Origin of the sequence: Paenibacillus sp. 2TAF8, from assembly GCF_052114825.1 — a bacterium.
Taxonomy (GTDB): domain Bacteria; phylum Bacillota; class Bacilli; order Paenibacillales; family Paenibacillaceae; genus Paenibacillus.
Map to the genome: position 1 here is coordinate 1 of NZ_JBFRFN010000013.1, position 24391 is coordinate 24391.

Consider the following 24391-nt stretch of genomic DNA (forward strand, 5'->3'; position numbering starts at 1 on the left):
TCTAAGCGTGAAGCCCCCCTCAAGATGAGATTTCCCAGTATGTAAGACCCCTTGAAGACGACGAGGTAGATAGGCTGGGGGTGGAAGTGCAGCAATGCATGGAGCTGACCAGTACTAATCGGTCGAGGGCTTATCCAATAGCAAGTTTTGATCGCGTACATTTCGTTTCGAATCTAGTTTTCAAGGAGCAATCCTTGAACAACGTTTAGATTGTCTTTGGAGAGATACCCAAGTGGCTATAAGGGGACCCTCTGCTAAGGGGTTAGGCTGAGTAATCGGTGCGAGGGTTCGAATCCCTCTCTCTCCGCCATCTTTACCTATAGATGGACAAGCAATCAAACATTAATAATATGGCGGTGTAGCTCAGCTGGCTAGAGCGTACGGTTCATACCCGTAAGGTCGGGGGTTCGATCCCCTCCGCCGCTACCATATTACCCAGGAGGCTTAGCTCAGCTGGGAGAGCATCTGCCTTACAAGCAGAGGGTCGGGGGTTCGATCCCCTCAGCCTCCACCATATACGCCGGTGTAGCTCAACTGGTAGAGCAACTGACTTGTAATCAGTAGGTTGGGGGTTCAAGTCCTCTCGCCGGCACCATTAATGCTTGGAACCGTGGTGTAGTTGGCCTAACATGCCTGCCTGTCACGCAGGAGATCGCGGGTTCGAATCCCGTCGGTTCCGCCATTAATTCTTAAGAAATTAAATACGGCTCGGTAGCTCAGTCGGTAGAGCAGAGGACTGAAAATCCTCGTGTCGGCGGTTCGATTCCGTCCCGAGCCACCTTTAATCCTTGGAGGATTAGCGAAGTGGCCAAACGCATCAGACTGTAAATCTGCTCCCGTACGGGTTCGGTGGTTCGAATCCATCATCCTCCACCAGTTTTATGAGTCATTAGCTCAGTTGGTAGAGCACCTGACTTTTAATCAGGGTGTCGAAGGTTCGAATCCTTCATGACTCATCTTTAAAAAGAGTGATTGATCATTAATTTGATCGATCACTCTTTTTGTATAGAACTCCAATAGCAGAAGAGTACAATATGTCAGACCAGTGGTTACTAAGCGGTACCCATTAAGATATGGTAAAATAAAGATAAAAATAAAGCAGAGTGGTGACGTTCATTATATGAAGCTCATACCTGATTTGAAACAACAAATTGAAGTTGTTATAAGCACCACATTGGACGAATATGAAATCACGATACATGAATGGATGCAATCGATTGAGAATCTGATTGGCTTAGACGAAAATAAGTCATTGGTCATCCAAAGCGAAGTTGGCGAAGGAGAACTTGAGTCAATAGCAGGTTCCACTATTTCTTCAGATATTATTAGCTTGCACAATGGTGAACGTATTTTTTTCAAAGTCGGCATGAATGAAGAGGAAAAAACGGTTGTGTGTTGGGGATGCGAGGCAAGATCGATCACAATGGAGAATCGTCGTCTGATCGAGTTATTGATTCTCAGCAATGCAGGTTCATCTCCGAGTGAGAATGCACCCCAACTTGTGAACGACGCGGACAAGCAGTTATCTTTACTGGGGACATGGCTTACGGAGCAGATTAAGGCCTATGATACTGGAAGTCTGGAACCATTGCCTGATTCGTTTACTTCTATTGCAGGCTTGCAGGAGGAGAAGGTCCTTTTTCTTTTAAAAGGTGAGACTCCAGATTCTCAGCGTGTGGATTCTAATGTGTTGAACAAGCTGCTGGAAAGTTATTTTGGTGAGGAGATTACCTTAATCCCACTTGGTAAGCAGGAGTGGATCTTTATGGGGGATGAGGAGATTGTTACTGGAGAAGCAGATGAAGACACAGCGGAAGCGAGGAAAGATTCGCTTAATGCTTTTTGTATGGGATTATATGAGTTAGTAGCTAGTGAGTTCGCAGGGGTGTTCCATTTGTCCGCTTCACTGCCATGTATTCCAAAGGAAGCACTGGTCCGGGTGACCGCCCTACTTCAGGAAAGTATGCAACTCGGTCGCTCCTTCCATGTTGCACAGCATATCCACCTTCCTTGGAATCTGCAACTGGAGCAGTTGGTGGCGAGTATATCAGAGCAACAACGGTTACGTTTTATCAGGGAAACGGGTAAGGATACACTGCTCTTTAACGATAGCGAGACACTGGCAACACTGGAAACGTTTTTTACTCTGGACTGTAACGTCAGCGAGACAGCAAAGCGTTTATTTATCCATCGTAATACGCTGGTGTATCGCCTGGACAAGATCAAACAGGAGATTGGGTACGATGTTAGACACTTTAAAAGTGCAATAATTGTGCAGCTTTTACTACTGATGTACAAAGTGACGAAAAAGGTTTGATATTTTTGTGCAGTTTGCGAATAGTCAGATAACTCAATCATAGGGTATTATAAAAATACAAATTGTATTCGATTACAAAATGATCTCTGAGGAGGCAACAATCATGGCAGGAGTACGTTTAGAGCATATTTTCAAAAAATACCCGGGTTCTGATAAAGCAACTGTAGTTGACATTAACCTGGACATTAAAGATAAAGAATTTCTGGTACTGGTAGGTCCGTCCGGTTGTGGTAAATCAACAACACTGCGTATGATCGCAGGCCTTGAGGAAATTTCTGAAGGTAAACTCTATATCGGTGACCGTGTCGTTAATGATGTTGCACCTAAAGATCGCGATATCGCGATGGTATTCCAATCCTACGCCTTGTATCCGCATATGAGCGTATATCAAAACATGGCATTTGGTTTGAAATTGCGTAAAGTTAAAAAAGATGAGATCGACAAACGTGTACGTGAAGCAGCTAAAATCCTCGACATCGAGCATTTGCTTGAGCGTAAGCCTAAAGCATTGTCCGGTGGTCAACGTCAACGTGTCGCTTTGGGACGTGCGATTGTCCGTGATCCACAAGTCTTCTTGATGGATGAGCCGCTTTCCAACTTGGATGCGAAACTCCGTGGACAGATGCGTGCGGAAATCACTAAGCTTGCTAAACGTTTGGAAACAACTGTTATCTACGTAACGCATGACCAGATCGAAGCTATGACGATGGGTGACCGGATCGTAGTTATGAAGGATGGTATCATCCAACAAGCTGCTTCTCCAGAAGAGCTTTATAACCACCCAGCGAACCTGTTCGTAGCTGGTTTCATTGGTTCCCCGACAATGAACTTTATCTCGGGTAAACTGGCTGAGCAAGGTGCAAGTCTTCACTTCGTAGCTCCTGGTGTGGATGTTGAAATCCCGCAAGGTAAAGCACAAGTGCTGAAATCTAGAGGATACATTGGTAAAGAAGTTATTCTGGGTGTTCGTCCAGAAGACATTCACGAAGAGCCGGTATTCCTGGAAGCATCCCCGAACTCTGTATTCTCTACTCACGTAGATGTAACAGAGAACCTGGGTCACGAAATGCTCCTCTACTTGAGCGGTGTAGGTAACGACACTACAATCGCACGTGTAGACGGACGTTCTAACACTCGTGATGGTTCAACAGTTAAAATGGCCATTGACATGAACAAAGTTCATATCTTTGACAAAGAATCAGAGGTTAACGTACTCCTTCAAGACTAATTCTACTGAGGATCCTCGGTGACGAAGGAATCTGGCAGTAACGCAATTATATAATGTAAATTGAGCCCCTTCCGTTTTTGCTGGAAGGGGCTTTTTTAAAAAAAATGGGTAAAACCGTATGAGGGTGGAAAAATCATGAACTGTGGGAGTCTTTCAATCAGAAAATTTTCCCGTTCTTTTTTTCTTAATAAAGAGTAGATAGAGCGGGCGTCTGCGATTGCATTCGGTCCAAAATTCATTTAAGATTATTTGAAGGTCTGTCCTCATGATGCTGTACGTTGAGTTACAAAAGATGGGCATCTCAAGAGAGACGACCTGGTTATGGATCATGTTCTGAATGCGCTAATAATGGAAAGAAATGATACACGAATTGGGTACATAGAGGCACAGCGAATGCTGAAAGGAAGAGACAAATGGCGAAAAAAGTGAAAGTATCCGAATTGGTACAGCAGTTTCAGATGGAAGTGGTATCGGGGTCTCAGGGATTAAAAAGATTCATCACAGTAGATGATCTTAACCGTCCTGGACTGGAGATGGCCGGTTACTTTGAATATCATCCAAAAGAACGGGTACAACTGCTGGGAAGAACAGAGCTGGCCTTTTTTGCAATGCTGCCCGAACAAGAGCGTCAGGAACGCATGCAGCGTCTTTGTACAGAAGAGACACCTTGTATTGTAGTGACACGCGGACTGGAAGTTCCGCAGGAACTGATTGATATCAGTGAAGAACAGAATTTGGCAGTACTGCGCAGCAACATGGCGACAACCATTCTCTCCAGCCGTATTACTGGTTTTCTGGAAGGGAAGCTTGCACCAACAGCAACTATTCACGGTGTATTGTGTGATGTGTATGGTGTAGGTATGTTGATCACAGGCAGCAGCGGTATTGGTAAAAGTGAAACTGCTCTTGAACTTGTAAAACGTGGTCACCGCTTGATTGCCGATGATGCTGTTGAAATTCGCCAAACCTCCGACTTTCAACTTCACGGCACAGCACCGGAGTTGATCCGCCACCTGCTTGAGATTCGGGGGGTTGGTATTATCAACGTCATGACTTTGTTTGGTGCAGGCGCTGTACGTAATAATAAACGGATTACATTGGTCGTACGTCTTGAAGCGTGGCAGCAGGATAAACAGTATGACCGTCTGGGATTGGATGAAGAGACCACACGTATTATTGATACCGATGTACCTCTGGTTACCATTCCGGTTCGTCCTGGACGAAATTTGGCTGTAATTATTGAAGTGGCTGGCATGAACTATCGTTTGAAACAGATGGGGCTTAATGCTGCACTCCAATTCACGAACAAACTGACAGCAACCATTTCAGAAGATATGGAAGATATGGACTAGGATAAACGAAGAAAAGTTTTACTAACCTGCTGGAACAGTGGGTAGGGAAATACCAGACATCAGGCCATAAATATAAAGTTGAAAGTTTTCATGAAGCATGACACTTGGTGGCCTGCGCTCCTTCAAACAGGAAGGTTGTTGCAGGCTCTGAACCGTCATGCTTAAAGATGTGAATTGATAGGAGTGTGAATGAATGGATACATTATTACTGTTGAACCCGATCGCGTTCTCTATTGGCGCTTTAAAGGTTCACTGGTACGGTCTTATCCTCGGTACTGCAGCTCTGTTAGGCCTGCTGCTTGTCATTCGGGAGGGCAAAAGATTTAATATCCCGCAAGAAGTGTTCATGGATATGGTTTTGCTAGGTGTGCCATCTGCAATTATTGGAGCACGTATCTATTATGTGGCATTTAAGTGGGAAGATTATAAGGATAACTTCTGGGATGTCTTCAAAATATGGAATGGTGGTATTGCGATCTACGGCGCATTAATAGGTGCCATTATATGTGCAGTCATTTTTTTCCGTCGTAAAGGTTATAACTTCTGGCGTATGGCGGACATCTGTGCACCTGGACTAATCGTTGGACAGATGATCGGGCGTTGGGGTAACTTTGTCAACCAAGAGGCGTATGGTGGTCCTGTAGAGGAATCATTTTTAAGAGATAAGCTGCACTTGCCAGACTTTATTGTCAATCAAATGAACGTGGAGGGTGTATTCCATCATCCGGCTTTTCTGTATGAATCCGTATGGAGTTTTGTAGGGTTGATTCTGCTGCTGGTGCTTCGTCGTCAGAAGTTCATGCGTGCAGGCGAAATGTTCATGTCTTATTTCATCTGGTATTCCATTGGACGATTCTTCATTGAAGCTGTGCGCACCGATAGTCTGGCATTCCAGGCTCCGGAATGGATCGCTTCATTCGTGAACGGATTATGGTCTCCAATGACTGCACTGGGATTCGAACAAGGATATTTAGATCCGGCGTACGGTAACGTGCGAATTTCACAGTTGCTTGCGATTGGCATTGTCGTTGTTGCTATCGTTTTCATTGTCGTAAGAAGAGTGACGGGGAAAGCAGATGCACGATACAGTGATCCGATTGTTTCGTCAAAAGTTGCTGTAGATGACATTGGACATACGGAAAAAGTAACTGGTGAAGAGGAGAAGGTAACAACCACATCAAGCTCTGCTCAAGATGATTCGAAGCAAGTTGAAGATAAAAAGGAGTAATGCAACGTGATTAACACGGTACTGTTCGATCTGGATGGAACGATTATTGATACCAATGAGCTGATTATCAATTCATTCCTAAATGTAATGGAAGGTTGGGATCATGCTTCCCCATGGACAAGAGAGCAAATTATTCCGCATATGGGAGGCACATTGGAGCAACAAATGCGAACCTTTTCAGGTCAGGAAGAGGTATCGGAGTATGTCAAAGGTTATCGTGCCTATAATGATATCCACCATGAAGCAATGGTCAGACCTTTTCCACACGTGATTGAGGTGGTCGAGGCTTTGGATCAGGCAGGAATTACGATGGGTGTGGTGACGACCAAAATTCGTCCTTCTACATTAAAGGTGCTGGAGCGCTTTGATTTGCTGAAATATATGAAGTCGATTGTGACCGTGACGGATGTAACTCATCCTAAACCTCATGCAGAACCGGTGCAAAAAGCGATGGCGGAGCTGGGGTCTAATCCTGCGCACACATTGATGGTGGGTGACAGCCCTGTCGATATTCAATCCGCGCAAAATGCAGGTGCTCTCTCCGCTGGTGTAGCCTGGTCGCTCAAAGGAGAGCAAGTGCTGAGCGGATATAAACCGGATTACATTTTGCATGATATGAGGGATTTGCTAAAAATGGTTCTTACGGAAACGGGCCGTTCATGAGAAAAGTAACCCGCTATCCGGTAGAAAGTCAAAATGCGCTTTGGCATATCTACAAGACAGTGAGCCCATGGAAGGGAATTCGTAATTTTATCTGGATTCAGTTGTCGCGTTACTGCCCTGTTCTGTCCCTCAAGAACTGGATTTATCGACGCATGCTCGGTATGAAGGTGGGGGAGCATACGGCTTTTGGCCTGATGGTGATGGTGGATGTATTTTTTCCAGAAAAAATAACGATCGGTGAAAACTCGGTGATTGGTTACAATACCACGATCCTTGCTCACGAGTATCTCATTAAGGAGTACAGACTCGGAGAAGTCATTATCGGGGATAATGTGCTGATCGGAGCGAATACAACGATCCTTCCAGGGATAACGATTGGGGATGGAGCGGTAGTGGCTGCCGGGGCTGTGGTCCATAAGGATGTTGCCCCAGGGGCTTTTGTTGGAGGCAATCCTTTGCGTGATTTGTCACGTTCGGCAGAATCGCCGGAGGAAATGATTTTCAAAACAGATGAACCTTCTCAGCGAAAGCTGCATTAAGTGAAGAGATCGTCACGTTTACAAGTTTAGGGATATAACAGACGATCTATGAAGTGATACATGGTGATATATGATAGATAAATGAATCGTTTTATGAACGAATGCATGGAGGGAAGAGCTGCTGAGGGCAGCTTTTTTCGTATACAAAACTTGAAACGAATCAAACGGTGAGAGTCCATAGGACACGGACAGGGCAATTAAGTCTACTCAGGTAGGTCGCCAAGAGCAGTCATGGCTTAAGTTTGTTGACGATTTAGCTGCATCCATGTTATCATATCCCATATCCTTTAGTTTGTTAGCACTTTACCATGTGAAAGTAATTAAGGTGAAGACGACAATCATTCTATAGAGAAATCGAGTTATTAACGTAAAAGGTGGATCCTGCGTTGAGCTAGAGGCAATGGCTTTGCTGTAAATTAGGGTAACTAGGGTAACTAACATAGAACGGGGATTTGCTGTACATAAATCCTTTTTAGATAGAGCGTTTAAAAAGTAAAGATGATATAACTTCTGTCATCGAAGTGAGTATGTAAATATGTTTAATCAACTTATATAACAATCCAAATTCATGACTCGGGGTGAATTATATCCATGTCCAAACCAAAAGGCTTTGAAAAACCAACCGGTTTCCGTGACTATACACCACATGTGGTGTCCAAGCTGCGTAAGATTGAACGAAACGTTCTGGAGTGCATGGAACGCTGGGGTTATCGTCAGATCATAACTCCAACGATTGAATATTACGACACGGTAGGGGTGGCTAGCTCTACATCGGATCGCAAATTGTTTAAATTGCTGAACAGTCGGGGAACGACACTGGTTCTGCGTTCTGATCTGACAGCTCCAATTGCACGAGTCGTATCATCGATGCTCAAAGATGAGGCGTTGCCGCTGCGTCTGTCCTATCATGCGAATGTATTTCGTTCCATTGAAGAGGAAGCCGGACGTGAGGCTGAATTTTTCCAAACAGGTGTTGAACTTGTAGGAGATGATTCCCCTGAGGCGGATGCTGAAGTGGTTGCATTAGCGATTGCCTCGTTGCAGGCCGCGGGTGTGTCTTCTTTTAAGATAGCGATGGGTCATATGGGCTTTTTGAATGGACTGCTGGAAGAAGTAATTCCGGGTCAGACAGCTGAGCAAGAGCAATTGAAGGAAGGTTTGCTTGGACGTGATTACGTGGGCTACCGCCAATCGATTGAAGCATTGAGCCTGGAACCTAAACAGAAACAGCAGCTTGAAGCGATTTTGCGTCTGCGTGGCGGGAAAGAAATCTGCACACATGCGAGCGAGCTTAGCTCAAGTGCTGAAGCTGCACAATCCATTGCACATCTGTGTGCAGTGTTTGAAGTATTGGAGGCCTATGGTGTCTCCGAGCATGTGTTGATTGATCTGACGATGATCGGGGATTTCTCTTATTATACAGGCATGACATTTGAAGGCTACGCCGCAGAGCTGGGATCACCTGTGTGTAGCGGCGGACGGTATGACAATCTGTTGCAGCAGTTCGGGCGAGCTCTTCCGGCTACGGGATTTGCATTAAAAACAAACCGGATTATTGATGGTGTCCATGGCATTACGATTGAAGAGACGAAATCGGTACGTATTGAATACAGTCCAGATCGCCGTGCTGAAGCATTGACCGAAGCAGCGAGATTACGCATGTTGGGTCAAAACGTAGTTACATCTCTTCTTGCTGATAAAAAGGTAGAGACGACACCTGTAACGAGCGAAACAACTGCGGAGCAGGATGAACAGGTCATCATCTATGGAATGCAAAAAGGAGGACATTGAGATGTCGGATATTCTGAAGGTGGCCATGCCCAAAGGCCGAATCTACAAAAAGGCCTCCAAATTGTTCCGCGAGGCAGGTCTGGATATTCCAGAGGACGTGGATGATACACGCAAACTGGTCATCGAGGTGCCAGAAGCCGGGATGGAGTTCATTATGGCCAAACCTGTGGATGTGCCAACGTACGTGGAGTATGGTGTTGCCGATATCGGCATTGTTGGGAAAGATGTATTGCTGGAAGAGGATCGGGATGTGTATGAACTGCTGAATCTGGGCATTGCTCAGTGCCGTATGTCGGTGATTGGGCTACCGGACTGGAAGGCAGGTATTCAGCAGCGAGTGGCGACCAAATATCCGCGAATCGCGTCCCAATACTTCCGTGAGCAAGGGCAGCAGGTCGAGGTTATTAAGCTGAACGGATCGATTGAGCTTGCGCCTCTGATCGGACTGGCTGATCGGATCGTTGATCTGGTGGAGACCGGGCAAACGTTGCGTGAGAACGGACTTGTGGAAATGACGGAAATTCTGGATATCACGAGTCGACTGATTGCGAATCGCGTCAGTTACCGGATGAAAAATGCACGTATTCAGGCGCTATGTGATGCTCTTCAATCAGTAATTCCAAGCGGGAATGAGGTTTCTGCGGGAAGTGCGAGAAGATAGTGAACATATAAGAAGTCAATTGACTATAGACAAGAAGTAGATATGTGAGGAGGTTGTACGGATGAAGATTGTATCAGCACGTGATTTTGATCTGAAACGGGAAGTGGAGTACGGTACACCGGAGCAAAATGAATCAACACGGCGTATCGTCGCAGATGTTCGCCGGGAAGGAGATACGGCACTGCTGCGTTACACGGAGCAGCTGGATCGCACGACGCTGACGGCTGCGCAGCTGCGCGTGCCGCAGGAGGAGCTCCAGGCAGCGTATGCAGCCGTTGAGCCATCTTTTGTGACGGCGATTCGCCAAGCCGCCGCTAATATTCGTGCGTTTCATGAGAAGCAGAAACGCAATTCGTGGATGGACTGGCAGCCGGACGGTAGTCTGCTCGGCCAGGTTATTCGGCCGCTGAAGCGAGTCGGCGTGTATGTCCCTGGAGGGAAAGCAGCGTATCCATCGTCGGTGCTGATGAATGTCATTCCGGCACAGGTTGCAGGCGTGCCGGAGATTGTGCTCGTCACACCGCCGGCGACGAACGGTGGTGAGGGCATTAACCCGTACATTCTCGTGGCTGCCGCGGAAGCGGGCGTGAACGAGATGTACCGGGTTGGCGGCGCGCAAGCTATCGCCGCCCTTGCTTACGGCACGGAGAGCATTGCACCGGTCGACAAGATCTGTGGACCGGGTAATATCTACGTGGCGCTCGCGAAGCGCGAGGTTTATGGAGCAGTCGATATCGACAGTATCGCCGGCCCGAGTGAGATTGTGGTGCTCGCCGATGATACGGCGAACCCGGTGTATGTCGCCGCGGACTTGTTGTCGCAGGCGGAGCATGACGAGATGGCATCGGCCATTCTCGTCACGAATTCGGCCACGCTGGCGGAAGCCGTGCAGGCCGAGGTGCAGCGGCAGCTGGATGTGCTGCCGCGGCGCGATATTGCTGCTGCTTCGGTGGAGCAGCATGGCGCAATTATATTGGTCGATTCCATCGATGAGGGAATCGATGTCGTGAACCGGCTTGCACCGGAACATCTGGAGATCATGGTGCAAGAGCCGATGGCTTATGCTGGCCGGATCGAGAATGCCGGTGCGATTTTCCTCGGGCCCTACAGCTCCGAGCCGGTGGGCGATTATTTTGCCGGACCCAATCATATTATCCCGACCAATGGAACTGCCCGGTTCAGTTCACCGGTAGATGTGGATGATTTTATCAAAAAATCGAGTTTGATTTATTATAGTAAAGAGGCATTGCTGCAAAACGGAGCGGCCATTATCGAATTGGCCCGTCATGAAGGGTTTGAAGGACATGCTCGTGCAATCGCTGTACGCTTAGAACAGGAAGGAAAGGCGGAATCGGACAATGGATAATCAGAATAAGAGTGCAGAACAGGGCGTTGAGCTTCAAAATAAAGGTGCAGTTCGCCAAGCAGAGGTCGACCGCAAAACGAACGAAACCAATATCCAGCTATCATTCAACGTAGATGGCTCGGGACAATCGAATATTGAAACAGATGTACCGTTTCTGAACCATATGCTCGATCTGTTCACAAAACATGGACAGTTTGACCTAAACGTACAGGCTCGCGGAGATATTGATATTGATGATCACCATACGGTTGAAGACATCGGCATTTGTCTTGGACAGACGCTGTACCAGGCGCTGGGCGATAAACGTGGTATTAAGCGTTATGCTAGCGTGTTTGTACCGATGGATGAAGCGCTCGCTCAGGTTATCATTGATGTAAGTAACCGTCCGCACTTTGAATACCGGGCTGAGTACCCGTCACAACAAGTAGGTAGCTTTTCTACAGAGCTGGTACATGAATTTCTGTGGAAGTTGGCGCTCGAAGCGCGGATTACGCTACATGTCATTGTGCACTACGGTCAGAACACACATCATATGATCGAAGCAGTCTTCAAAGCTCTCGGACGTGCGCTGGATGAAGCAACGATGATTGATCCACGAGTAACCGGAGTGCCTTCCACGAAGGGAGTGCTGTAGACGATGGCGATTGCAATTGTCGATTACGGTATGGGGAACCTGCACAGCGTCGGCAAAGCGGTCGAACGTCTTGGCTATGAAGCGCTGGTCACGGGGGAGCGAGAAGTTATTCTTGGTGCAGATGGCGTTATTCTGCCGGGGGTAGGTGCTTTTGGTGATGCGATGGTGCATTTGCGGGAAACAGGTCTGGATACGGTCGTAAAAGAAGCGGCTGCTGGAACCAAACCGCTCCTTGGCATCTGTCTGGGTATGCAGCTGTTGTTCAGCTCCAGTGCGGAACATGGCGAGCATGAAGGTCTGGACATTTTACCGGGAAAAGTGGTGCGTTTCGCACCGAGCGATCTAAAGGTTCCTCATATGGGATGGAACCGTTTGGAATTTTTATACCCTGAAAATCCGCTCTTCGCGGGTCTGGATGCAGGGCATGTCTATTTCGTACACTCGTATCATGCACTTACGGAGAATCAGGGCGATCTGCTGGCCGTTACGGATTACGGACATCCGGTTACAGCGATTGTGGGCAGAGGATCAAACTTCGGCATGCAATTCCACCCGGAGAAAAGCGGTGAACTTGGCATGAGACTGCTGGGCAATTTCCTGTCTTTGACGGGCTCATCAGTATAACATCCATATAAGCCTAACTTTTGTCGCTACTATTCTAGTAAGCTGTGTGTATTGTTTTTATATTCATTTATATCTTTAGTTCTAAAACAAAATCAGTTCTAAATATATTCAATGTGAAACTACATGAAATTTCATTTCAATTTCAATCGAATCTACACTCAGGAGGCCTTGTATGTCATCTTTTATCTTATATCCGGCAATCGATATCCGGGACGGCAAATGTGTAAGACTGGTGCAGGGAGATTATAATCAAGAGACGGTGTATAACGATGACCCGGTTCAGGTTGCGCTTAACTGGGAAAAGCAAGGCGGTACATACGTTCATCTGGTAGATCTGGATGGTGCCAAAGCAGGACACCCGGTTAACGATGAGCTGATTGGACGCATTGCATCCGCAGTGAATGTACCGGTTCAGGTTGGCGGCGGGCTTCGTACAGTCACTGACGTTGAGCGTTTATTGGGACTGGGTGTTAGCCGATTGATTATCGGGACAGCCGCGATCGAGGATCGTGCATTTACGGAAGAAGTACTGGGACGTTACGGAGATAAAGTAGCGATTGGTATCGATGCGCGGGGCGGATATGTTGCCACTCGTGGATGGCTTGAAACTTCTGAGGTACAGGCTGAAGTGCTGGCGAAGGAACTTGCTGCTTATGGAGCGGAAACGTTTATCTTTACGGACATTTCCCGTGACGGTATGATGCAAGGGCCTAATGTTGAGGCAATTGTGTCTCTTGCCAAAGCGAGCGGACGGACCGTTATTGCTTCTGGTGGTGTCAGTGTGATGGATGATTTGCTGCGCTTGAGTCGTCATACAGATGATGGTGTTGGCGGAGCCATTGTAGGTAAAGCCTTGTATACGGGCAGTATTGATCTGGCTGAAGCAGTGCGTTTGGTCAACAAGTAACGGATAATCGAGTAGAGAGGAAGAGGCAGCATGCTGGCAAAAAGAATCATTCCCTGTCTGGACGTGAAGGACGGCCGGGTCGTTAAAGGCGTGAACTTCGTCAATCTCCGCGATGCGGGTGATCCAGTAGAGCTAGCGGCACTGTATGACCGCGAGGGTGCGGACGAACTCGTATTTCTCGATATCTCCGCATCGGTGGAGGGCCGTGAAACGATGGAGGAAGTTGTAAGACAGACGGCGGGCGAAATTGCTATTCCGTTTACGGTAGGTGGCGGGATCTCCAAAGTAGAGGACATGAAGCGTATTTTGCGTGCAGGTGCGGACAAAATTGCGGTAAATACAGCAGCAGTGCTTAATCCGCAGATCATAGCGGATGGTGCACGCCGTTTTGGCTCGCAATGTATCGTGGTTGCTATTGATGCCAAGTATAACGAGGCTTGGGGTGAGTGGGAAGTGTACACCCACGGTGGACGGAAACCATCTGGCATCAAAGCACTGGAATGGGTTAAACAAGCCGAGGAGCTGGGTGCAGGCGAAATTCTGTTAACCAGTATGGATGCAGATGGTACGAAGGACGGTTTTGATCTGAAGCTGACCGCAGCCGTTTCGGAGTCGGTGAGCATTCCAGTCATTGCATCAGGCGGTGCAGGCAAGGAATCCCACTTCTATGATGTATTCACAACAGGCAAAGCGGACGCAGGTCTGGCTGCAACCATTTTTCACTATAAAGAAATTGCTGTACCGGCATTAAAACAACAATTAAGAGAACAAGGGGTGGAAATCCGTGACTAAAGTGAGCGATGAAATCAAGGAACAGCTCTCCTTGGAGCAAGTTGTGGAGCACATCCGCTGGGATGAAGGGTTGGTCCCTGCCATTGTGCAGGATGTGGATACCCGTGAAGTATTAATGATGGCTTATATGAACCGTGAATCCCTCAAGTTATCACTTGAATCCGGGGAAACTTGGTTCTGGTCACGGTCACGTCAGGAGCTATGGAATAAAGGAGCAACTTCAGGCAATGTTCAGAAGATCGTTTCTTTAAAATATGATTGTGACGGTGATACACTGCTGGTTGAGGTTAAACCGAAAGGCCCGGCTTGCCATACAGGGGCAGTGACTTGTTTCCATAATGAAATTATCGGGTTGTCGGCTAATGAAACGGAACAAGATACCAAAACAGAAACTGGAAGCGCAGCAGGCTCCAGCACGACCACTTCATCCAATACCGAGAGTCGGTTTGAGGTCCTGGCGGAGCTGGAATCGGTCATTGCTGAGCGTGAGCGCGAACGTCCAGAAGGTGCGTATACCACGTATCTGTTCGATAAGGGTGTCGATAAAATCCTGAAAAAGATCGGTGAGGAAGCTTCCGAGACGATTATTGCTGCGAAAAATAAAGACAATGACGAGCTTCGTCTCGAAGTCAGTGACCTGATGTACCACTTGCTCGTGCTGCTGCAAGAACGCAAGCTGCCGCTGGATGATATCATGTCCGAATTGAGTCGTCGTCATGAACGGCCGCGCCGCGATTAGGAGGCGAATGCTGAATGCGTATAGATTACCACACTCATCATGAACGCTGCGGACATGCCGTTGGTAAGCTGGAAGAATACGTACAACGTGGGATCGAGATCGGGTTGTCACAAATTGGGCTATCCGATCATATGCCGCTACTGCATGTAGCCCCAGCTGAGTATTATCCGGAGATGGCTATGCCTATGGATGAACTACCTCGATATGTTGAGGAATGCTTCACTTTGAAGGAACGCTACCGCGAACAGATCGAGGTCCGCGTGGGCCTTGAAGGGGATTATATTGAAGGCTGGGAAACGGAGATTCGCTCGATTATTGAGCGTTATCCATGGGATTACGTCATTGGTTCTGTACATTTCCTTGGTGAATGGGATATTACTGATTTTCGGCAGACCCACCACTGGGAAGGCAAGGATGTTCTTGAAGTATATCGCCAGTATTATGATGCTGTTAGCAAAGCAGCGGCTACAGGTATGTATGATATCATAGGGCACTCGGATGTGATCAAACGTTTTGGATACGTACCTTCACCTGAGCAAAATGAGGAACGCATTGCACTGGAGGATGCAGCCTTGCATGCTATTGCGAAAAGTGGCTGCGCCATGGAGCTGAATGCATCAGGCTTGTCCAAGCCATGTGCGGAGATGTTTCCGAGCCGGAGAATGCTGATGGAAGCGATTCGGTTGGGTATTCCTCTTACGATGGGATCGGATGCACATGATCCCATGAAGCTAGGCGATTATTTGCCCGAGGCGGAGGCACTTTTGCATGAACTTGGCTGTAAGGAAGTTGCTGTGTTTGAAAGCCGCCAGCGCTCGTTCATTCCTTTAAATGTAGACAGCAGTGGAGTATAATAAGGGTGAAACCACCTTTTATACGAGTTGGATTCTCCAATTTAACTATACAAGGAATTATGATCGGGGATAAACCCGCGGGAGGGCATTATGCAGCATTCGTTACGTATTTTTTCCGGTTCATCTAACCCTAAGCTTGCAGAGCAGGTATGTGACAAGCTGGGCGTACAACTGGGCAAGATTAAGCTGTCCCGGTTCAAGAGCGGAGAAATATACGTTCATTACGAAGAAACGATCCGCAATTGTGATGTGTTTTTAATACAGTCTTTGTCTCATCCAATCAATGAACTGTTTGTCGAGTTGCTTGTTATGATTGATGCGGCAAAACGGGCTTCAGCGCGCACGGTAAATATTATCGTTCCGTATTACGGTTATGCTCGTCAAGAACGAAAGTCGGCTCCGCGTGAGCCCATCTCGGCCAAGATGGTTGCAGATGTATTAACGACAGCTGGAGCAAGCCGGGTGGTTACAATTGACCTGCACGCAGCAGCTATTCAGGGTTTCTTTAACATTCCGGTGGATCACATGACATCACTGGACTTAATCAGCGAATACCTGCTTAGTAAAGAGATCAAAAACCCGGTTGTGGTTTCTCCTGATGCAGGACGGGCATCGATGGCGGAGAAGCTGGCGAATCGTCTGGATTCCCCTTTTGCCATTATGATCAAGAAACGTCCAAGTCATAATGAATCGATCATCACGCATGTCATCGGTGACGTTGAGGGACGAACACCGATTATTATCGAGGATCTGATCGATACAGGTACAACCATTGTGAATGTTGTTGAAGGGTTGAAGGAACGGGGTGCAGAGAACGCATATGTTTGCGCAACTCACGGCTTGTTCTCGGATGGGGCAGTAAGTAAATTAAATCATCCATCGATTACCGAGGTTGTGGTAACAGACTCTATTGCACTACCGGAAGATCACCCGGAATGCTTTAAAGTGTTACCCGTCGCACCTATGCTCTCACGAGCTATCCGCATTATTGTAGATGGTGGTTCCATGGCTACGCTGTTTAAGGATTCGGGTATTTAGTTTTTAGTATAATAGTGGGTGTTTACAGCCTAACCTGGTTTTAAATTCCGTGTCTGAGTGAATTAGCTCAGCACGGTATTTTTGTTTTGACCCCACGAATTGAATTCCGTGCTTGGCTGTTTGATCGCTTGTGCTATAATAACTATAAATATTAAGAAATGATAGCGTTTTATTATAGATGAATTTGGAATCGTTTTGTAACGGATACTAAACAGTAGAACCACGGCTGATGGACATTGGCATCGTGGAGTGAGGAGTGGGGTCTATTGTCGCGCACGTGGTATTATCGGTTGCTTTTTTCGTATTTCCCTATATTTTTCTTTACGATGACGATAATCATCTTTATTGCTTTTGTATTCATTAATGATATTTCCAGGGAGGAAACCCGGAAGGCAGACCGGATATCCACCAGTTATCTAGCAACCACGCTGGACCATACGATCCGGGACATTGAACTGGCTGTGACAGAGAAAGTGCAATACGAACCGGCATACAGACTTTATTTCAACGGAAACAATCCTAATAACTCGGATACAGTGTATACGATTGCACAAAATTTACGTGAGATGATCAATTCTTCTTCATGGATCCAATCCATATATTTGTATGACAAACAACATGAGCGCGTTATAACGCTAAGTGGTTCAAGGGACGTTGGGAATTTCTCAGACAAGGCATGGATTGATCGAATTCTAAGCGGTGGAACCGGTCAAGGCTGGCAGCCCGTTCGGGAGATGGAACCAGAAGAATATCAGAGGACACCTGTACAAGTGTTGACCGTAAATAAAGAAATGCCTCTACCTTTTGGCTCAGAAGGTGTATTGGTCATTAATATCAAGATGAGCAGTATCAAGCAGAGTGTCGATAGCATGATTAATGGAAAACTCTCTTTCCTGACGATAAGTGATCAGGAGGGCAGGGTCGTCTATGATGCTCATTCCGATAATGAGAGTGCTATCGAAGGTACGAAATTAAATGAGTTATCCTTGGAAAGGTTTGGATGGACCCTTACCAGCGGCATTAAAGCTGGTAATTTGTTTGGCTGGGTATCGGTTGTTTCTTATGTTTGGGTGTTCATCGCTATTCTGACGGTGATCTGTGCAATTATCTACATCGTGTATGTGACCCGGCGTAACTATAAGCCAATTCAGATCATTATGAACCGGATTGAATCCCAACAGATTAAGGCATTCGAAAAATCCGGTGCTCGTATGGACGAGATGAAGATGATCGATGGTGTGCTTGAAAATCTGATCAATCATATGATGGATTATGACAAAAAGAGTCGTGAAAATGTGTTAATGCAGCGTAGTAAGCTGTTTAGCGCGTTGCTTCACGGTGAACATGTGGACAATGCTGCAGAACAATTGTATGAGGTATCCCCATTTGATGGAGCCCATGAGGCTTCCCGTTTTATCGTGGTTGTGGGGGATATTAACCGATATGAGAAGGGGTTTCAGGAGAAATTCACCAGAGGAGAGCAAAATACACTGAAGTTTGCCCTGATGAATGTATTGCAAGAGCTCTCGCGGGATACGGAAATGCAATGCTGGACGGAATGGATTAGTGCAGATCGGATCGCTATTCTTTTCTTCTCAAAGGAAGACGTGCAGCAGGGTCAGGATTTATCAAAGCAGATCCGAGTTGTTGCCGAGGAATGTAAATCATGGGTCGAGCAGAATCTTCGAATTTCTCTCAGCTTCGGAATTGGACCTGTTGCTGAAGGGATTGAAGCGATCCATCAATCGTTTACAGCCGCTGAAGCGGTGATGCAGCGTAAGCTGCTGATGAATGGCGATGTGGGTGAAGCAGAGACAAGTGAAATGCAGCATCCATTGCTCGAAACCTATACGTATCTGCAGATGATTGCAGACTTTGTTAAACGATTCAGGATGTCGAGTGGGCAGTGGAGAGAGCAACTGGAGGATATATTCAAGGAATTTGAGCGTAATAAACTTCCGGATGATGAGATCCGTTCTCTGATTGAAGCAATGCTCCAGATGCTTAGCCGAGAAGTTTCCATGATGTCAGAAGGGTTGCAGAAAGAGCTATCGGAAGAAAACATTAACAATTGGCTACATGCAATGGAAGAAGCAGAGTCGTTAGAGGATGTTAAGGTGCTCTTGTTTGATAGTCTTACCGATCTATTCCGGACATACGTTGCTGTAACGGAAACAAAAAGTTATAAAGCTATGGTTAATGAAATGAAAAACTATATCGAGGAGCAGTTCACCAATCCGGACCTATCACTGAAACATCTAAGTGATCGTTTCCAGATCTCGGGCAAACATGCCAGCTACCTGTTTAAGACGGAATTCAATATGAAGTTTGTTGACTTTGTGACTGAGCTTAGGATGAAAGAAACGGAGAAACTGCTGCTCAATACTGATCACTCTTTACAGGACATAGCCTTAAAGGTCGGATATGCGAATGGCATTACACTTGGGCGTGTATTCAAAAGGGTCACTGGCATTACACCTGGAGATTACCGTCGGATGAAAAAGGATCAAAAAACATTGGATGAATAATGGGGTATCTGTGCTTGTTCCAAAATGAACGAGTGAAAACGTGTCATGTTTCCATACATGGGAAACGGAATAATTAAATAAATCAGGGTGAATCGATAATATAAATCTCCATAATTTAGGGGGATTTCATTAATTGCGATTCACCCTTTTTATTTAGTTTTGACATTATAAAATGAAAGCGTTTGAAAAATAATGAAATAAACATGTATGTTTCATGGTAATGTCAGAAGATGTGTCATAGATGCTTCCTGATGTAACATACGAATTTAGGCAGTGCGAGAAAATGGTTTGTTTCCATCGTGTATGGATAGGGACGTGTAATGCCTCTAAACCCTGCTCCCATGCGGTTTTATGGAATTTTGGCAGTCTGCGAAAATAAGCTACCATGCAAACCATAACTCGTTTGTCGATCCACCCGAATTTAGTATGTTGTCAGAGCGCACATTAGTATGGAATACTCAGGGCAAGCTTTAAAACATTCACGTAAAGCCAAAGGGGATGAACAGAATGACAAGAAAAGGGAGTCTAAAGAAGTTTGTGGGTCTGGCACTTACAGCAGTTATGGGTGTCTCACTACTTGCGGGTTGCGGATCTTCAGACAACAAATCATCAGAAGGCGGAGCAGCTGGTGATGGTAAACGCGTCACATTAAAAGTGGAGCTTTTTGACCGAGGTAACACACCTTCGCCTTACACGATCACGAACAGCTATATCACAAAGATGATTCAAGAAAAGTTCGGCGATCCCAACAACATTGATGTACAATTTGTTCCTGTTCAACGTTCTGAGGAAGTGACGAAGCTGAACGTCCTGATGGCAAGTGCCTCAGATGTTCCGGATGTTGTCTTTGTTTACGACTCCACTGTCTTTTACCGTTATGCACAGCAGGGAGGTCTTACAGATGTAGGTGATCTGATTAATCAGCATGGACCGAATCTGAAGAAATTCCTGGGTGAAGATACTCTAAAGTTTGGCCAATTAGAAGGAAAGCAGTTTGCTATTCCGGGTAAACGCGCCATCACAGGCCGTTACAGTTCTTATATCCGTCAAGACTGGTTAGACAAGCTGGGAATGCCAGCACCTAAGACAACGGATGAGTTGTATACAACACTGAAAGCGTTCAAGGAAAAAGATCCAGCGAAACTGGGAAGCAAAAACATCCCTATGGGCTTTGCGCTTGCACCGGCTCAGTATGAGACACTGATCTACTCCTTTATCAAACCTGTAAGTGGCGACAAGACATACGGTCAACGTTATGAATTGCCACTGCACGAGGGTTTCAAAGAGTCCATGCAATTCCTGAACAAACTTTACAATGAAGGTTTGATCAGTAAAGATTTCAGTTTGGATAAAGACAAAACGCAACTGAATAAAGATATTCAAAATGGTAATGTAGGCTTCTGGTCTGAAGATGCTGATGCTATGTTCGGTAAAGAGGCTACAATGGATCTCATGCGTAAAAATGTAAGCGACGGCAAAGTTCTGCCATTAGATGCTTATACTAACCCGAATGCAGATAACAAACACATCAAGTCACGTTACGGTTCAAATGGTTTGTTCATTATGATTCCGAAAAGCAGTGAGCGTGCAGTAGAAGCAGTTAAATACCTGGATTGGATGGCGTCTGACAACAACCTGATGGATATCATCAGCGGTGTGAAAGGCGAGAACTATGATCTAGTAGACGGTATTCCGGTTGCAAAAGAAGATGTAGCTCAAGATGCAGCAGATCGTTTCTATAACGCAAATGACTTTGCGATTATCTCCAACGGTAAAAACATCGGAGATCAAGCTACAAACGAAAAAGCATGGATTCTGGGTTACCCTAAAAATAACCAAGAGCTGTTGAAGCAATCTCTTGAGATTGCAAACACAGATACAGTAGGACCGATCATCTTTGACAAACCGATTGCTGCCGAGATGAAGTATGGTACTACACTGAATGACAAGCTTGATGTCATTATCGTAAAATCCGCTATGGCAAAACCAGCTGATTTCGACGCTGTGTTTGATAAAGAAATGGCTGATTACATGTCCTTGGGCGGTAACGATTTGAAGAAAGAGCTGGAAGAAGCTTTGCAGAGTATGGGTGGAAAGTAAGCCTTAGTACACCTAGATAATATTAAAAAAGAAACCATACAACTGTTTCGAATTAGAAAGGAACGTGTGCCGCCGGATAGGCGGCACAAACGTTTCTTATGATAGGAGGAAACCGTCTTGAACCTCACATATTTGAAAAGATATTGGCAACTATACGCTTTGATTTCTCTGCCTTTAATTTACTTTTTAATCTTCCGTTACGGACCGATGTACGGTGTCCAGATCGCATTTAAAGATTTCAACCTGTTTCAGGGTATCAACGGTAGTGAATGGATCGGTTTCGATGCTTTTCGTGAAGTATTTGCAATGCCCGATTTCTACACGACATTACGCAATACGTTTATGCTGAATTTTCTTGATCTGATCGTTTCATTCCCTGCTCCAATTATTCTGGCGATTATGCTCTATGAGGTAAGATTCAAATGGTTTAAGAAAATCTCACAAACCATTCTGTATATTCCTCACTTTATCTCTTGGGTTATCATCGGGGGGATTGTGTACCAATTGTTTGGCAATCAATCCGGTATGGTAAACAATCTACTGCAGAGCATGGGGTTTGATTCCATTCCGTTTTTGACAGAAAAAAACTCATGGCTTGTTACCTATCTGTTCACAGGTGTGTGGCAAAGCGCTGGGTGGGGAACCATCTTATATCTGGCTGCATTAACCGGTGTGAACAAGGAATTGTTCGAGGCAGCTGAGATTGATGGTGCAACGCGGCTGAAGAGAATCTGGCATATTACAATACCAAGTATTAAACCAACGATTGTTACCTTGCTTATTCTTAACCTTGGAAATATGGTCAGCATCGGTTTTGATCGGCCTTATGTTATTGGTAATACGGCTGTTCGTGAATATTCCGATGTACTTAGTACCTTTGTATACAGAATTGGTCTACAGTCTGGACAATATACACTTGCAACCGTTGTCGGCTTATTCCAAGCGGTTGTCGGACTAGTCTTTGTCCTAGGTTCCAACTATCTCTCCAAGAAAACAACGGGTGAAGGAATTCTCTAATTCCAGCACAATAGTAAAGTGTACACCAATTTGACTTATTGTACGTATAGATCATCAGTAAAGGAGTTGTGCGCAGATGAGTGAACGCACCTCGAACCGGATTTTCGACATTGTCAATGTCACCTTTATTTCATTGTTTGTGCTATTCTGTCTTGCTCCGTTCTTACACACGATTGCGATATCACTTAGTTCGAACCGGGCCATAACGTCAGGTGAAGTGACGATTTTCCCGAAAGAGTTCTCTTGGGATGCCTATGGTCAAGTGTTTTCGGATAACTCCATGCTGTACTCACTAGGATTTACAGCGCTTCTTACGATTGCAACGACGGTACTCTGTCTGTTGTTTACCATTGCTGCAGCGTATCCTTTGACGAAGAAAAAATTAAAGGGCCGTAAGCTGTTTATGTACATCATTATTATTACGATGTTCTTCAGCGGCGGGATTATTCCTGAGTATTTGCTGATTCGTGACCTGCATTTGATGAACTCGGTTTGGGCATTAATTTTACCAGGATTGGTTAGTCCATTTAACTTGATTATCCTGATCTCCTTCTTCCGTGGAATACCGGATAGCTTGGAAGAGTCCGCCGAGATTGATGGAAGCTCTCATGTGCATACGCTCTTCAAAATCATTTTGCCGTTGTCTATGCCGGTACTTGCTACACTTGGTCTGTTCTATGCGGTTGGACGGTGGAATGGTTTCCAAGATTCCCTGATGTACATCACAGATCCGAAATTATATCCTTTGCAACTGAAGCTCTTCCAAATGGTACAGAACAACATGATAACTGACCTCACATTGCTGGAGGGTGCTAGCCGTACAAGATTAACACCAGAGAGTCTTAAAGCTGCAGCGGTTGTCTTTGCAACAGTACCGATCCTGCTCGTATATCCATGGTTACAAAAGTATTTTGTCAGTGGTGCAATGCAAGGAGCAATTAAAGGTTAATTCGTAGTCCCCATACACGCAAACATCACAATCGGGGAAGGAGAAGGAATGTATTATGCAGGGAATTGACAAGGGAGAATACTCATTCTCGACATGCTGGAATATCAGGAGACATCCTGTAGGAGAAGACATGATACGGGAGATTGCAGGACTTGGCTTTCGCCGGGTGGAGCTTAACTATAATGTAACGAAAGAAATGCTCACTACAATTGAGCCGATGATTGAGCGCGGAGAGATTGGGGTGTCCAGTGTACACAACACATTCCCCCATGATCCTGATCCTGACTACGGAACGGACTCTGTGTTGCTTGGTTTTGAAGATGAAGTTAAGCGGAAGCGGGCCATTGATCTGCTAGTTGGATCGGCTGAATATGCGCATCGTTATGGAGGGGAAGCTGTCGTTGTGCACCCAGGTGAGGTGCCTTTCCCACATGACATCAGCAAGGATCTGGAGAAGCTGTACCGCGAGGAAGGAACGGATTCGCCGCAATATCGCAGCAAATGGGCAGAGTTAATGGAACGGCGCGAAGCCCTGAGCGCAGGTTATATTGAGAAAATTATCATCAGTCTGGATGAGGTTTGTAACCGAGCGGTGTCTAAAGGACTGAATGTCCGTTTTGGGATCGAAACACGCTCAAGACCGCAACAGATTCCCACGCTTGCTGAAGCGAAAACGATCATCCAGGCGCTCAAGGGTGCCCCGGTCGGGATTTGGTACGATACGGGACATGCAATCATGATGGATCGATTGGGGCTGTACGACAGTGTAGGTGAGATGCAGGGACTGATGGATGATATCGTTGGTGTTCATATTCATGAAACGCTGGGGCTCTCCGATCACTGGTGTCCATACGTGCACAGTAAGGATATGCACTTCTATGATGCTTATCTTCCCATGATCCGTAAAGCACAGGTGAAGGTATATGAATTGAAGTCAGCCTGTGAACCGGAAGCGATTCACGAAAGTCATGATCTGCTGATGCAAAAACTTGCGAGTTTAGAAGCATAAATAGGTAAAATGATAAGATCGGTTGGCTTGGGCTGTTAGAGCGCACAGCCTGCTG

General features: G+C 46.0%; 21 protein-coding genes, 8 tRNA genes and 1 rRNA gene. All 30 read left to right on the plus strand.

Annotated features, from left to right (window positions below; all coding sequences use genetic code 11):
* Positions 1 to 138 (plus strand): 23S ribosomal RNA (locus tag AB4Z30_RS18960); the annotation flags it as partial.
* 80 nt (positions 139 to 218) lie between these two features.
* A tRNA-Ser gene (locus AB4Z30_RS18965) sits at positions 219 to 310 on the plus strand.
* Between the two features lie 42 nt (positions 311 to 352).
* Positions 353 to 429 (plus strand) — tRNA-Met (locus AB4Z30_RS18970).
* 9 nt (positions 430 to 438) lie between these two features.
* A tRNA-Val gene (locus tag AB4Z30_RS18975) sits at positions 439 to 514 on the plus strand.
* A 5-nt stretch (positions 515 to 519) separates the two neighbouring features.
* Positions 520 to 595 (plus strand) — tRNA-Thr (locus AB4Z30_RS18980).
* A gap of 9 nt (positions 596 to 604) precedes the next feature.
* Positions 605 to 682: transfer RNA gene (locus AB4Z30_RS18985), tRNA-Asp, on the plus strand.
* A gap of 23 nt (positions 683 to 705) precedes the next feature.
* A tRNA-Phe gene (locus AB4Z30_RS18990) sits at positions 706 to 778 on the plus strand.
* Positions 779 to 790: 12 nt separating this feature from the next.
* Positions 791 to 876: transfer RNA gene (locus tag AB4Z30_RS18995), tRNA-Tyr, on the plus strand.
* A gap of 7 nt (positions 877 to 883) precedes the next feature.
* Positions 884 to 956: transfer RNA gene (locus AB4Z30_RS19000), tRNA-Lys, on the plus strand.
* A gap of 164 nt (positions 957 to 1120) precedes the next feature.
* Positions 1121 to 2317 (plus strand): PucR family transcriptional regulator, encoded by a 1197-nt coding sequence (locus AB4Z30_RS19005; protein ID WP_441929077.1) that lies wholly within the window; start codon positions 1121 to 1123, stop codon positions 2315 to 2317.
* A 103-nt stretch (positions 2318 to 2420) separates the two neighbouring features.
* Positions 2421 to 3545 carry an ABC transporter ATP-binding protein gene (locus tag AB4Z30_RS19010; RefSeq protein ID WP_434748541.1) on the plus strand — a complete coding sequence of 375 codons (1125 nt, stop codon included), beginning with the start codon at positions 2421 to 2423 and terminating at the stop codon, positions 3543 to 3545.
* A gap of 413 nt (positions 3546 to 3958) precedes the next feature.
* Positions 3959 to 4897 (plus strand): HPr(Ser) kinase/phosphatase, encoded by a 939-nt coding sequence (gene hprK / locus AB4Z30_RS19015; RefSeq protein ID WP_441929078.1) that lies wholly within the window; start codon positions 3959 to 3961, stop codon positions 4895 to 4897.
* Positions 4898 to 5090: 193 nt separating this feature from the next.
* The gene (lgt, locus tag AB4Z30_RS19020) at positions 5091 to 6125 is read left to right on the plus strand and encodes a prolipoprotein diacylglyceryl transferase (protein WP_441929079.1); all 1035 of its coding nucleotides are present in this window, start codon (positions 5091 to 5093) and stop codon (positions 6123 to 6125) included.
* 6 nt (positions 6126 to 6131) lie between these two features.
* Entirely contained in the window at positions 6132 to 6788 is a 657-nt protein-coding gene (ppaX, locus tag AB4Z30_RS19025) for a pyrophosphatase PpaX (RefSeq protein ID WP_441929080.1), read from the plus strand.
* Positions 6785 to 7327, plus strand: a complete 543-nt coding sequence (locus AB4Z30_RS19030) for an acyltransferase (protein ID WP_441929081.1) — start codon at positions 6785 to 6787, stop codon at positions 7325 to 7327. Before ppaX ends, AB4Z30_RS19030 begins: the two co-directional genes overlap by 4 nt.
* Positions 7328 to 7918: 591 nt before the next feature.
* Positions 7919 to 9118, plus strand: a complete 1200-nt coding sequence (locus AB4Z30_RS19035; RefSeq protein WP_441929082.1) for an ATP phosphoribosyltransferase regulatory subunit — start codon at positions 7919 to 7921, stop codon at positions 9116 to 9118.
* A gap of 1 nt (position 9119) precedes the next feature.
* Positions 9120 to 9779, plus strand: coding sequence for an ATP phosphoribosyltransferase (gene hisG, locus AB4Z30_RS19040; protein WP_154984810.1), 660 nt, complete (start codon positions 9120 to 9122; stop codon positions 9777 to 9779).
* Positions 9780 to 9840: 61 nt separating this feature from the next.
* Positions 9841 to 11145 carry a histidinol dehydrogenase gene (gene hisD / locus AB4Z30_RS19045; protein WP_441929083.1) on the plus strand — a complete coding sequence of 435 codons (1305 nt, stop codon included), beginning with the start codon at positions 9841 to 9843 and terminating at the stop codon, positions 11143 to 11145.
* Positions 11138 to 11779, plus strand: a complete 642-nt coding sequence (hisB, locus tag AB4Z30_RS19050; protein ID WP_123066153.1) for an imidazoleglycerol-phosphate dehydratase HisB — start codon at positions 11138 to 11140, stop codon at positions 11777 to 11779. The genes hisD and hisB overlap by 8 nt, the downstream gene beginning before the upstream one ends.
* 3 nt (positions 11780 to 11782) lie before the next feature.
* On the plus strand, positions 11783 to 12403 hold the full coding sequence (hisH, locus tag AB4Z30_RS19055; RefSeq protein ID WP_441929084.1) for an imidazole glycerol phosphate synthase subunit HisH: 621 nt from the start codon (positions 11783 to 11785) through the stop codon (positions 12401 to 12403).
* A gap of 172 nt (positions 12404 to 12575) precedes the next feature.
* Positions 12576 to 13310 (plus strand): 1-(5-phosphoribosyl)-5-[(5-phosphoribosylamino)methylideneamino]imidazole-4-carboxamide isomerase, encoded by a 735-nt coding sequence (gene hisA, locus AB4Z30_RS19060; protein ID WP_441929085.1) that lies wholly within the window; start codon positions 12576 to 12578, stop codon positions 13308 to 13310.
* Between the two features lie 30 nt (positions 13311 to 13340).
* Positions 13341 to 14102: an imidazole glycerol phosphate synthase subunit HisF gene (hisF, locus tag AB4Z30_RS19065; RefSeq protein WP_253498773.1), complete on the plus strand. Its 762-nt coding sequence runs from the start codon at positions 13341 to 13343 to the stop codon at positions 14100 to 14102.
* Position 14103: 1 nt separating this feature from the next.
* Complete coding sequence (hisIE, locus tag AB4Z30_RS19070; RefSeq protein WP_441929200.1) at positions 14104 to 14841, plus strand: bifunctional phosphoribosyl-AMP cyclohydrolase/phosphoribosyl-ATP diphosphatase HisIE; 738 nt, start codon at positions 14104 to 14106, stop codon at positions 14839 to 14841.
* A 14-nt stretch (positions 14842 to 14855) separates the two neighbouring features.
* The gene (gene hisJ / locus AB4Z30_RS19075; protein WP_441929086.1) at positions 14856 to 15695 is read left to right on the plus strand and encodes a histidinol-phosphatase HisJ; all 840 of its coding nucleotides are present in this window, start codon (positions 14856 to 14858) and stop codon (positions 15693 to 15695) included.
* Positions 15696 to 15785: 90 nt separating this feature from the next.
* Positions 15786 to 16733 (plus strand): ribose-phosphate diphosphokinase, encoded by a 948-nt coding sequence (locus AB4Z30_RS19080; protein ID WP_441929087.1) that lies wholly within the window; start codon positions 15786 to 15788, stop codon positions 16731 to 16733.
* A gap of 266 nt (positions 16734 to 16999) precedes the next feature.
* A complete protein-coding gene (locus tag AB4Z30_RS19085; protein WP_441929088.1) occupies positions 17000 to 19261 on the plus strand; it encodes a helix-turn-helix domain-containing protein in 2262 nt (753 codons plus the stop codon).
* A 498-nt stretch (positions 19262 to 19759) separates the two neighbouring features.
* Positions 19760 to 21361, plus strand: a complete 1602-nt coding sequence (locus tag AB4Z30_RS19090; RefSeq protein WP_441929089.1) for an extracellular solute-binding protein — start codon at positions 19760 to 19762, stop codon at positions 21359 to 21361.
* Between the two features lie 117 nt (positions 21362 to 21478).
* Complete coding sequence (locus AB4Z30_RS19095) at positions 21479 to 22378, plus strand: ABC transporter permease (RefSeq protein ID WP_441929090.1); 900 nt, start codon at positions 21479 to 21481, stop codon at positions 22376 to 22378.
* 76 nt (positions 22379 to 22454) lie between these two features.
* A complete protein-coding gene (locus AB4Z30_RS19100; RefSeq protein WP_441929091.1) occupies positions 22455 to 23327 on the plus strand; it encodes a carbohydrate ABC transporter permease in 873 nt (290 codons plus the stop codon).
* 55 nt (positions 23328 to 23382) lie between these two features.
* The gene (locus AB4Z30_RS19105; RefSeq protein WP_441929092.1) at positions 23383 to 24336 is read left to right on the plus strand and encodes a sugar phosphate isomerase/epimerase family protein; all 954 of its coding nucleotides are present in this window, start codon (positions 23383 to 23385) and stop codon (positions 24334 to 24336) included.
* Positions 24337 to 24391: the final 55 nt, after the last annotated feature.